The organism is Kitasatospora sp. NPDC088779 (genome assembly GCF_040685395.1).
Taxonomy (GTDB): Bacteria; Actinomycetota; Actinomycetes; order Streptomycetales; family Streptomycetaceae; genus Kitasatospora.
Window position 1 is genome coordinate 1 of record NZ_JBFBHW010000074.1, and the last position, 11,712, is coordinate 11,712.

The 11,712-nt window shown below is 71.1% G+C and carries 7 protein-coding genes and 1 pseudogene; 1 reads left to right on the forward strand and 7 read right to left on the reverse strand.

From position 1 onward, the window contains the following. Positions 1-552 precede the first annotated feature (552 nt). The 5 genes from AB0P03_RS38170 to AB0P03_RS38190 form a co-directional block, all read right to left on the reverse strand. A complete protein-coding gene (locus AB0P03_RS38170) occupies positions 553-1,353 on the reverse strand; it encodes a class I SAM-dependent methyltransferase (RefSeq protein ID WP_363586111.1) in 801 nt (266 codons plus the stop codon). A gap of 5 nt (positions 1,354-1,358) precedes the next feature. Continuing rightward, positions 1,359-2,735 (reverse strand): cytochrome P450, encoded by a 1,377-nt coding sequence (locus AB0P03_RS38175; protein ID WP_363633284.1) that lies wholly within the window; start codon positions 2,733-2,735, stop codon positions 1,359-1,361. Between the two features lie 141 nt (positions 2,736-2,876). Then, the gene (locus tag AB0P03_RS38180) at positions 2,877-4,073 is read right to left on the reverse strand and encodes a terpene synthase (protein WP_363586036.1); all 1,197 of its coding nucleotides are present in this window, start codon (positions 4,071-4,073) and stop codon (positions 2,877-2,879) included. 319 nt (positions 4,074-4,392) lie between these two features. Then, on the reverse strand, positions 4,393-4,689 hold the full coding sequence (locus tag AB0P03_RS38185) for a hypothetical protein (protein ID WP_363633286.1): 297 nt from the start codon (positions 4,687-4,689) through the stop codon (positions 4,393-4,395). 848 nt (positions 4,690-5,537) lie between these two features. Then, entirely contained in the window at positions 5,538-6,110 is a 573-nt protein-coding gene (locus AB0P03_RS38190) for a hypothetical protein (protein ID WP_363588408.1), read from the reverse strand. Positions 6,111-6,338: 228 nt separating this feature from the next. Between AB0P03_RS38190 and AB0P03_RS38195 the strand changes: the two genes are divergently transcribed. After that, the gene (locus tag AB0P03_RS38195) at positions 6,339-9,194 is read left to right on the forward strand and encodes a BTAD domain-containing putative transcriptional regulator (protein ID WP_363633288.1); all 2,856 of its coding nucleotides are present in this window, start codon (positions 6,339-6,341) and stop codon (positions 9,192-9,194) included. Positions 9,195-9,828: 634 nt separating this feature from the next. Here AB0P03_RS38195 and AB0P03_RS38200 read toward each other — a convergent pair. Together AB0P03_RS38200 and AB0P03_RS38205 are read right to left on the reverse strand one after the other, a co-directional pair. Beyond that, positions 9,829-10,237 (reverse strand): annotated as a pseudogene (locus AB0P03_RS38200) (response regulator transcription factor); the annotation flags it as partial. After that, a complete protein-coding gene (locus AB0P03_RS38205; RefSeq protein ID WP_363633290.1) occupies positions 10,234-11,538 on the reverse strand; it encodes a histidine kinase in 1,305 nt (434 codons plus the stop codon). The pseudogene AB0P03_RS38200 and the gene AB0P03_RS38205, both read right to left, overlap by 4 nt. Positions 11,539-11,712 lie beyond the last annotated feature (174 nt).

Here is an 11,712-nt window from a genome sequence, read left to right on the forward strand (position 1 = left end):
CAGCGCGGCAGCCTCCAAGCGCACGGCCTCACGGCGCTGTCGTGCCTTCGCCGTCAGCCCGCCCCCATCCGCATATCGCATGCGAGACGGTCTACGCCGACAGGTGACCGTCCGTCAGTAAAACGGCAGATCCATCACCCCAAAGAGCAAATGTCAGTACACCATGACCAATCACCGGCGGTTCAACCGCATCCAGCCGCCCACTGGATACCCTTTCGGCGGCGGCAGCGACAGCGTCGTCCCCACGAAGGAGCGCTTGTGGCCACTGTCGCTCCGCAACCCGTGACGATCTGCCGCTGATCACAGACGTCCACGCGTTCGGGGTCTCCCACCCCGAACGCGGGATCGCCTTACCGACTGCTCCGGCTGAGCACCGGAGAAGACGCATGCGGCTCGTGCGTGCCCTGATCGTGGCGATCGACACCGCGATCTCCCGCCGGCGGACGATCACCAGAGCACGATCAAGCCCGTGACCTGCCCGAGCACCCTGCCCCCGCACCACGCCGACGCCCGTGACCTGTGGATTTCAGGATGGAATCAGCTCATGGGGAGTCAGTGGCGGGTGCGTCGGCCCCAGGTGGACAGGGTCAGGAGGGCGAGGTCGGTGTACTCTCCGCCTTCCAAAAGCTTCGTACAGTCCGTCAGTTCTTCGGGTGTGGTGAGACGTTCGCGGATCAGGGCTGGGCCGATTTGCTCCAGGGAGAGCCGCAGGAAGGCGTCGGCGTTGCCGTTCCTGCCCACCAGGCCCGGGGTGCAGTGGACGCCGATATCGGTCAGACCTGCCTGTGAGAGGAGTCCCGGCAGTGCGGTGCCCCATCGCTGCTCGGTGCGCATCACGTTCTCGGACAGGGTGAACACGGCGTTGAGACAGCGCTGGTAGGCGTTCCGGGTGCCGGCCGGGGGATGGACCGCCATGACCGTCTCCACGCACACCCAGCCTCCCGGTGCGGTCCAGCGCGCCATCTTGCCGAGGACTTCTGCTCGCTCCGGCAGGTGTTCCAGCAGTGCTCGGGCATGGACGAGGTCGAAGGAGGCCGCCGGAAAGTCCTCCCGGACGACATCGTGGCGTCGGACGGACAGGTTGGGCACGTCCCGGGGCAGCAGGGCGGTGCTGATGTCGGTGCCCACGACCTCCCCTGGGGCACACTGCTCGGCCAGCCAGCGCGCGACGGAGCCGGCACCGCCTCCGAGCTCAAGGCACCGCCAGCCCGGCTGGATGCCGAGACGAGTGATGACGGAGCGTGTGGTGGGGTCGAGGTACGCCTCGAGGGCACGCAGCCGCGCCTCTTCCTGGGGGATGTGGTGGTCGAGGAGCCCCGCCCCGTACTTCTGTGCTGCGAGCCCGTTGGCCATCTCGGTCACGACGAAGCCTCCGGGGTGTTCGGCGGCTGTCCCGGCCACCGTTGCCGCAGGCGCATGGAGAGGGCGTTGGGTGTGAGCGTGATTCGGCGGGCGGGGTGGACGGGCCGGCCGGGAACCGGGTCGAGCTGCCAGCGTGCGGCGATGGAGGCGAGGGCGAGTGTCGCCTCGTTGCGGGCGAAGACCTCGCCGATGCACTTGCGCGGCCCGCTCCCGAAGGGCAGCAGCGTGCCCGGCGGGGGCTTGCCCGCGCCCTGCCAGCGATCGGGGTCGAAGCTGTCAGGAGCAGGGTAGAGGTCGGCGCGGCGGTGGACCTGGTAGGCGCTGAACATCATGGTGGTGCCCGCGGGGAGACGGTGTCCGCCCAGTACGGTGTCGCTGGTGGTGTTCCGGGTGAAGAGCCATGCCGACGGATACAGGCGGAGCGTCTCGCTGACGATCCTGTCGGTCACTTCCAGCGCGGGCAGGTCGGCGTGCTGCGCGGGGCGGCCGTCGAGGACGGTGTCGACCTCGGCCTGGAGCCTGTCCTGGATGTCGGGGTGGGCGCCGATCAGGTGCCAGGCCCAGGAGAGCAGGATGGCGGTGGTGTCGATCCCGGCGAGGAGGAAGGTGAGAACCTGTTCGTGGATCTCGTCGTCGGTCAGGCCCAGCCCGCCCTCCTCCTGGGGGGCCAGCAGGGTGGACAGTAGGTCGCCCCGGTCGACGCCGTCGGCGCGGTGGTTGGCGATCAGAGTGTCGGTGAGCCGCCGGACGTGGACCCGGGCCCGGTCGAAGCGGCGGTTGCCGCGGGTGGGGAGCTTGTCGGCCATCGGCACGGGCATCATGGCCCGTCGGGCGATGCCGCGGGTGATGGCCTCGACGCTGCCGTAGAGGGCGGCGGAATCGGAGGCGTCCATGTCGGCGGCGAACATGCACCGCGCCGTGACGGCCGTGGTGAGCTGGTACATCGCCTTGGTGACGTCGAGGACCTGGCCGTTGTGCCAGGTGCTGGTAAGTGCCGTGATCTCCTGGCTCGTCATCGTCGCGTACCCGGGCAGCCGTCCGCGCTGGAAGGCCGGCTGGACGAGCCTGCGTTGTCGGCGGTGGTCGTGGGCCGGGCAGCCCAGCAGGCCGTTGCCCGCCAGCTCTCGGAACTTGTCGAAAATGGGCCCGCCCTTGTCGTAGACGCGGTCCTCGGCGAGGACCTGGTGGAGCAGGTCGGGATGGCAGACCATGTGCATGGTCTGCGGTCCCAGTTTGATCCGTACGAGATCGCCGTGTGCGGGCAGTTGCCTCACGAAGTCCAGTGGTCTGCGGGCGAGCGCGAGCGCGTGGCCCAGCACGGGCAGGGCTCCCGGAGCGGTCGCCATCGTGTAGGTGGTTGTCACGGTAGGCATGGCCTCCTGTGCTGTGGTGGATTGCGCCTCGTCTTCGTCAGTCCCGGGCGCGGGGTTCACCGTCGGACGGGTTGACCTGGCCGGGTCCGCAGACCCCGGTCCGGACGGCCGGGACAGGCGGGGCAGCCGTCCGGAGCGCGTTCACCAAGTGGGCGGGTCTGCCCGCCGGGACGGCCGCCGGCGTTCACCCGCCGGTGCGGCGTCCGGAGTGCGCCACCACCAGCCGATCACGGCGGAATCAAGGGCTGATGCCTCCTCCGTCGGCCGCGGATCCGGTGCGTGCGGGCTGAGAACGAGACGCTCCCGTACCGGACCGGCATAGCGCGTGGTGACAAGGCTGAAATCCAGGTTGGCGCGCACCCATCGGCCAAGACTCTCGACGAACCGCCGGAGTTCGGCACCGACCTCCGGCGTCACCGTACGCTCGCTCAGTTCGACGAAGCGGCGCATCACCGTGTTGCGCAACACGACGGCCTCATGGAGCGACTCCGCGGTCGTTGTCTGCCGCTCCGCTGCCAGCACATCCAGGAGGTTCACCTCCAAAGAGCCGCGCTGGGACTCCTTGTGATGAGAGAAGATATCGTTGTCGAGGGAGACGAGGACCGCGCACATCTCCACCAGAGCCCGGACCTCGGGCGTATCACGCAACTCCTGCGGCAAAACGTATCCGTTGGCCACGTCCAACAGCGCGATACTGCTCTGCATCGCACCGTTGCGCAGGCGCAGTAACAAGTAGTCGTCCAGCCTCTGGGGCTTCTCACCGTTTCGCCGCCGCGACCGCTCCCAGACCAGAGCGGCGAAGTAGGACCGGACGGCGTCAGCCCAGTCGCAGAACTGCGTGGGTGTCGCGCATGCAGAGATGCGTGACGCTACATCACGGAGCGCCCAGGCATAGGCGTTGTCCGGCAGGAGCCCGATGTCCCCGGTTTCGGCCACCCTGTGGAGCCGCGCCAGGAAAGCCGCCCACTCGGTGACATCCATGTCCGCGTTCTCGGCCTCGTCGCAGTAATCGTCGTCAAAGGCGAAGAGCCAGGTGTGGTAATCAGCGAAAGCGGCGAGCCCTTCCTCCTTGCCGTGCGGCACAACGCCCGCCGCGAGCGCTCCTGGCCGCATCGTCGAAAACCGTTCCCGACGTTCCCGGTCGGAAGGGATTCCCTGCTTGGCAGCCCAGGCCATCGTGCTTTCATTGATTGCCAATCTGGCCGGGTTCTCAGCTCTTTCGATGGGGCAGTAGAGAGTCAGCCGACTGAAGTGTTCAGGCATTTCAACCTCGAAAAGTGATCTTTGATTGAGGAATCCGACGACGGAAAACGGTGCAACCCTGTTCGCGGGGTGCAAGGTTGATGTCCCGTGGGAGAGGAACTAAACCTGGACACTTGATGTGCTTTATCATGATTTTTAGTCATCGAGGCCCTTGGAGCCTCACGCTCAAGACCTACAGCCGGAGCAGTGGCGTACTACTCCAAGGCGAATAGCGCTGCTTCGGGGAAACCTGGTCGGCTCTGCACCACGCGCGTCTGGTTCGCCCGCCCGGGCCGTTACGGAAGAGCACCGGGAGCGGACGGGGGCGGCGGGGAGCTGATCGCCGCAGACCGGGGAGGCGGCATGGTGCCGGGTCTACGGCCGGATGAGACGGTCCTCAAGCAGCAGGTCGGCTTCACATGCCTCGGACCGAGATCATCTGGTCCACAGCCTGCTGAACCTTCGGCAGGAACGCCGCGATGGTCTCGCTGTTGGGTTCCTCGCCGAGCAGGTCCACAGCGGTCGCGCGGGTGAGGACGATGTCCGCCTGGTAGACCAGGCCTGCGGCCCACACGTCCAACTCCGCTTCGGTGCCCCCGCTGCCAGGACCGTAGTTGATGTACAGAACGGGGAACTCAGCGGAAGAGTCCAAAAGGGTACGGATGTCTGCGACGGTAACCTGCGGCGCTGGCCTGTCGACGGTCGGTCCCACGGTGTGACGCTCCTCCGGTTGGTAGTTGGGTCAGCCTATGTCCGCTGCGGCGAGCGTGACGCGCAGCAGCTTGGACGTCTTCGAGGGCATGACGGTGCTCCAGCGGGGAGAGAGGGGTGGGATCGGCCGTGCGTGGTGCTCGGCACACACCGGGCCGTGACGGCTGTCCTGCAGGAGCAGCGGTCGGTGACACCTGGTCCGGTGTGCGCCCCAGGCAGGTGCTCCCTGACGGCGGTCACCAGTCTCACCACCGGTCAGGAGCCTCGAAAGGACCTTGGGCAGGCCGGAACCGGCCAGGCCCGTTCCGGCCTGCCCGGATGTTCCGGCGCTCTCCTTCGCCGGACTCAACCCGCTGGCGGCCCCACCTCGACAGCGACACTGCCCCGGCTTCCCGCCTCCCTCGCCACAAGGGCCGGAGCCACCAACGACCTGCAGAACTCGTCTGACGCGCCTTCACCCTGAAGCTCGAACACGGCCGCGCCTCGACCGGCGGCACCGGGCGGCGGCACCGGCGGCGAGAACCCGCCTGGCCCCGACGACAAGTCCGGCGCCGCCGGCGCCAACGCCCGGAACGCCTCCGGATCCCGCGGGGGCGACAGCTACGTCCTGATCACCTGGTGACCGGTCGCGAACACGCCCCTACCAGGGCCCGTCGATCCACCAGCCCCTCATGACCGGGATCTGCACCAACGGCTCTGTCCGTCATCGCCGGTGACGAAGCATGACAGATGCCGCTGGCCGGTCATGCGCCCCTGCCCCGGCTGTGCCCCCGCGGCTACCGAGGTTGCCGAGGTTGCCGGGGAGGGGACCCTCCGAGTGGGGCGGAGTGGGGGTGCCGGGAGCGTGGCTCAGCCGAGCGTCAACGACTTGGCGTGGGTGCGCCAGGCCTCGTCCACCGAGACGGTCTCACCCTTGTAGCTGGGGCTCTCGTAGCCGGTGGCCTGGAATCCGGTGAACAGGTTGAACCAGCAGTTGGCGTACGGGCGCACCGAGTAGACGTGGTCCTGGAGCGGGGCGGGGATGTCGAAGGAGTAGTCGGCGGCGTTCCCGTTGTAGCACGCGTGCGGGCCGGTGAAGGTCACCGATTGGCCCCCGAAGAAGAAGTCCTGGTAGATCGTCCCCAGGACCACCAGGTCGGAGAGGCCGGCCGGGCTGTTCAGTTCCTTGGCGAACGTGCTGTCGCGGGCGGCCTCGGCGGCGGTCGGCGGAGCGTCGGCGACCCGCCCGCCGGTGGCGTAGCTGATGGCCTCCCGGTAGGTGCCGAAGCACTGTGCCTGGCCGCCCTGCGCGTTCACCACGCAGTGCCGGGTCGAGTCTCCGGCCGTCGTGGGTTGAGCGACGGCCGTGGCCGCGCCGGACAAGGACAGTGCGATCGCCGTCGCCGCGAGGACGGATCCGATGCGCTTGAGGGAGTGTGCCATGGTTGATCAACTCCTGGGTCGAAGACCGGCGCCTTTCGGCCGGTGCACGGCAACACTCTCAATCGGCTGCACGATTCTGGCATGATCTGATCACTGCTCTATCGTGACGCGCGCTGCCGTGTGCCGGCACGTGACAGTTCAGGCGACACGCCCGGGACGCACGGAGTGACGCTTCGTCAATACTGTCGTCTCCCGGGTGAGTTGTCTCAATATCGCCGATGGGGGGAAATGGAGTTCAGGATCCTGGGGTCCCTGGAGGTGCGAGCCGGGGCCGCTCCCGTACGGTTGGGCGGACGCCGTCAGCGGAGTCTGCTGGCGATGCTCGTGGCGCACTCGAACCGGACCGTCCCGCTCCCCCGGCTGGTCGACGCGGTCTGGGACCAGGACCCTCCGGCCACGGCGGACCGCCAGATCCGCAACATGGTCGGCCTGCTGCGCCGCGCGCTCGGCACGGGTCCGGCCTCCCCCATCGTGACCGACGGCGCGGGATACCGGCTGGTGGCGGACGACGCCCAGGTGGACCACCGCCTGTTCGCCTCCCGGGCCGCGGCGACAGAGGACCTGGACGCGGCCCAGGCCGTCCCCCGGCTGCGCGAAGCCCTGGAGCTGTGGCGCGGCCCCGCGCTGGACGGGTTGCCCGGCCTGGCCTTCGCCGCCCTCGCGGCCGGCCTGGAGGAGCAGCGGATGGCCGTGCTGGAGCGGCTCTACGAACTGGAGCTGGAGGCGGGGCGGCATCGCGAGGTCGCCGCGGAACTGACCGGCCTGGTCGCCGATTTCCCGCTCCGTGACCGCCTGGTGCGGCAGCTGCTGACCGCCCTGCACCGCTCCGGCCGACACAGCGACGGGCTCGAGGCCTACCGGCGCCATGCCTCCCGGCTCTCCGAGGACCTGGGGCTGGACCCGACACCTGAGGCCCAGGCCCTCCAACGGGCCCTCCTCCTCCCCTGTCCGGCACCGACCGCCCGTCCGGACCGGACCGCCCCGAGCACCGGTGTCGCCCCTACAGTGCCCCCAGCGGACCCGCGACCCGAGCAGCTCCCTTCCGGCCTCTCCGTGTTCGTCGGCCGCGCCCCCGAACTGCTCGTACTGGACCGGGTGCTGACCACCGGAGAGCCCGGCGCCCGCCCAACGGCGACACCGTGCGCCGTGATCACGGGTGCCGCCGGAGTCGGGAAGTCCGTGCTGGCGCTGCACTGGGCCCACCTCACGCGGGAGCGGTTCCCCGACGGACGGCTCTTCGCGGACCTGCGGGGCTGGTCCGCCGCCGGCCCCCGCTCCCCGCACGGGGTGCTGGCGGCGTTCCTGCGCGCGCTGGGCGTGCCGGCCGAGTCGATACCGGCCCAGCTGGACGAGGCGTCCGCGCTCTACCGGTCACTGCTGGCGGAGCGGCGGATGCTCGTCGTCCTCGACGACGCCGCCGGCCCGGAGCACGTCAGGCCACTGCTACCGGGCGGCAGCGGCTGCGCCGTCGTGATCACCAGCCGGGACCGTCTCACCGGGCTCGTCGCCCGCGAGGGCGCCCACCGGGTCGGACTCGACGGCTTCACCCCCGCCGAGGGACAGGCGCTGCTCGCCCGTGTCCTGGGCGTCGGCGCCGCCGAGGCGCAGCGGCAGGCCGGTGCCCGGCTGCTCGACGCCTGCGGGCACCTCCCGCTGGCACTCGGCATCGCCGCGGCCCAGCTGCGCGACCGGCCTCAGCGTGATCTCGCCGCCTTCGCCGACGAGCTGGCCTCCTCCACCGACCGCCTGGGCGCCCTGGAGGCCGGAGGTGACGACCGCTCCTCCCTGCGGTCGGCCTTCGGCCTGTCCTACCGGGCGCTCGACCCCGCCGCCCGGCGTCTGTTCCGCCGGCTCGGCCTGTTCCCGGGGGTGGACATCAGCGCCCCCGTAGCCGCCACCCTGTCCGCGGCCGCCGTCGACGAGTGCGAACGGCTCCTCGGCCGCCTGACCACCGCCCATCTGCTCGCCGAGCCGTCACTGGGTCGCTACCGCTTCCACGACCTGCTGAAGCTCTTCGCGGCCGAGCTGGGCACCCGCGAGGAGAGCCCGGAGGAACAGCGGGAGCTGCTCGAGCGCTGGCACGCGTGGTGCCTGCACCACGCGCACGCCGCTGCCCGGGTGCTGACCCCCGGGCGGCGGCAGGTCCCGCTCGGCCCGCCGCCCGAGGGCCTGCGGGTGGCCGACCTCACCGGCCCCGAACAGGCCACCCGCTGGTACGACGACCAGCGGGCGAACCTGCTCGCCACCGCCCACCACGCCTACGAGCGGGGGCACGACGAAACGGCCTGGAAACTGCCCGCGCTGCTGTGGAGCTACCTCCACCGCACCTCGCCGCAGACCGAAGGGGTGGCCCTGGGCCGGACGGCCGTGGCCGCCGCCCGCCGCCTGGGCGACCTGAGCGCCCAGGCGCACGGCCTCAACGATCTGGGCCACGTCTGGGGCGCCCTGGGCGAACTCACCCTGTCCCGGCGGACGTTCCAGCGGGCCAGGGTCCTCGCCCACGACGCCGGCGACCGGTGCACCGAGGGCCGGGCGCTGGCCTACCTCGGCGCTTACCACTACTTCACGGGCCGCTACGCCGACGCCGGGGAGTACTACGAGCGGGCCCTCGACCTGCTGACGGCCGACGGCCCGGAGACCGATGACTGGACGGCCGACCTCTGCCGTACCAGCCTGGCCCCGACCTACCTGCTCCTGGGCCGCTACCAGGAAGCATCGGACCACGCGAGCCGCGTGCTCGCCCGGCCCAGGGCCCAGCGGAACGGGCCGATGGACTGCTCTCTGCTCAACACCCTGGCGGCGGCGCAGCACGCCCTCGGGCGGCCGGAGGGGGCGGTCGGGCACTACGAACGATCCCTCGCCGTGAGCAGCCGTCTGACGGGCTATCCCGCCCAGCGGGCCCACGCCTTGGCGGGACTGGCCGCCGCCCACCGGGCGCTGGGGTGCGAGCAGCGCTCACGTCAGGCCTGGGACTCCGCGCACGAGATCTACGCGGAGCTGCCCGCGCACCAGCTGACCTCGAACCTGCCGATCCTGGCCGCACTGGGCTTCGCTCCGCCCGCCACGATCGACCGGCGGCGCTAGCCTCGGCCGACTCGCCGCTCAGGTGGCCACCGACCGGCCCGGCCGTGGGGTCGGGGCCGAGGGAGTCGAGCAGCCGGGCGGCGTGCTCGGTGGTGAGGTCCACCAAGGCGCGGGAACCGTTTCTGCAGCCCCCTTTGATGCCGCCGCCATCGCGGCCAGGAAGGCGTGGGCGAGCATGGCCGGGGTGATGTGCCGCATCCAGCCGGTGTAGCGACGGACCTCGTACTGATCCAGGCCGCATTCGTTCTTCGCAGCCTGGAAGCACTCCTCGATCGCCCAGCGCGTCCCGGCAATTCGCACCAACTGCTCAACATTCGTTTCGAGTTGTGAGTAGGCGAGGTAGTAGGCGATCTCGTCGGGCCTGCTCAGACTGCGGCGGGCCAGTGCCCACCGCTGGCGAGCCTGGACCTCGCCCTGGTAGCCGAACTCCGCCACCGCGGGCAGCCGGATGGCCGCCCAGTCGTAGATACACGGTCCCTTGGCACCGTCCCCGCACGAGATCCGCTGCCAGGCCTCGGCCGGGGCCTGGGAGAACAGCCGGTCGATACGTGGACAGCCCACGCTGAACTGGGACTTGGGCACTGCCAGGACATAGCCGACACCGGACTGTTCCAGCAGTCGGCGGAAGCGTCCTAGCCTCGCCGGCGTGGACGGTGCGGATCGCCGCGCCCAGTTCCTCCGGCGGGAGTCCTTGGGCAGGAACCCGTTGGCGCCGGCGCGCAGCGCGGCCACCACGTACTCGTCCATGTCGAAGGTACTGAGGGCGAGGACTCGGCAGAAAGGGAGGGCGCGGGCCAGCTCCCGGGTCGCGCCGACCCCGTCGAGCACGGGCATCCGGATGTCCATCACCACGACGTCGGGGCGCAGCAGGCGGGCGGCGGTGACAGCCTGCTCCCCGTTCTCGGCCTCGCCCACCACCTCGAAGGACGGGTCGGGGAGAGGATCAGGGGCAGGCCGCGCCGCACCAGCGGCTGGTCGTCGGCGATGAGGACCCGGCGGCCCGGTGCCACCGCGCCCACCGGGCCGCCGTCGTTCGACCTCACCGGGCCGTCGCCGTTCCGTGCTGGACGGCCGCGTCGGCCGTCTCCTCCGGGGCCAGTGGCAGGTCGGCCAGGACGGCGAAGCCGCCCTCCGGACGTGGTCCGGTCCGCAGGGTGCCGCCGTGCAGGGCGACGCGCTCGCGCATGCCGATCAGGCCGTACCCGCTCCGGCCGCCGGCCGGCGCCGCCTCCTGCGGTGCGGCGCCGCCCGTGCCCGCCGTGCCCCCGTCGTCGCGCACCTCGACGGTGACCCGGTCCGGACCGTACGTCAGGGTGACGGTCGCGCGGGCGGGCCCGGCGTGCTTGCGGGCGTTGGTGAGGCCCTCCTGGACGATCCGGAACACGGTCAGGCCGACGGTGGGCGGCAGCGGGCGGCGGGGCCCGTGGACGCCGAAGTCGGTCGGCAGGCCGGCCACCCGGGACTCGTCCACCAGTCGGCCGAGGTCCTCGGCCCCGGGCTGGGGCGAGGGCGGGGCGGTGTCCGGTTCGTCGCCGGCCCGCAGGACGTCCAGGAGCTGGCGCATCTCCCGCAGGGCCAGTCGCCCGGAGGACTCCAGGGTGACCAGGGCGTCCCGGACCACCTCCGGGTGGGTGAGGTTGGCCCGGGCGCCGCCGGCCATCAGCTGCATGGTGGTGATGTGGTGCGCCACGATGTCGTGCAACTCCCGTGCGATGCGGCGGCGTTCGTCGGCCACCGCGCGGTCGGCCAGCAGTTTGCGGTTGGCCGCGACCTCCCGCTGCCAGCGTGCCACGGCGAGGCCGACGCCGGCCACGAGCAGGGTGGAGCAGGAGGTGCCGGCGAGCGCCTGCCAGGAGGGGACGCGCAGGTGGCTCTGGCTCAGCGTGGTCAGCACCGTCGTCACCGCCGCGGCGGCCGCCGCCACCGGGGCGGGGCGGGCCCGGGCGACCGAGTACAGGCTGACCATCAGGACGGCGCCGAAGTGGGTGCTCGCCGGTGTGGACAGGTCGATCGCGGACTCGACGGCCAGGACCACGGCGAGCGCCGGCACCGGGTGGCGGCGCCGGACGAGCAGCGGCAGGGCCGACAGCGCGACGAGGAGCAGGCCCGGCGGGGTCACCCGGCGTACCCCGTCCATCTCGCTGAAGAGCAGGTAGTTGAGCAGGTCGAGCGTGCAGGCGCCGGCGGCCACCAGCGCGTCGGTGTGGGTCCACGGCGCGCCGTCGGTCTCCGGCGGCGCGTCCGCCACCCCGCCGGGGCCTGGGCTCCCGCTCGCCCGGTGTGCCGGGTGCGGCGGGTCCGCCCCGAGTGCCGCGTCCATCGCGGGGCGCTGATGACCGCCCATGTCCGTTCCCCCTCCGTGCCCGGCCCGTGCCGCGCCTCACCGATGAGCCCTGACAAGCCCTGACGAGCCCGATCAGGCCCCGATCAGACCCTGTTTCAGACCCTGCACAGGCTCTGAACAGGCCCGATGACCCATTCTGGCATTGGCCCACCCCGCCCCGGCATGGTCCCCACG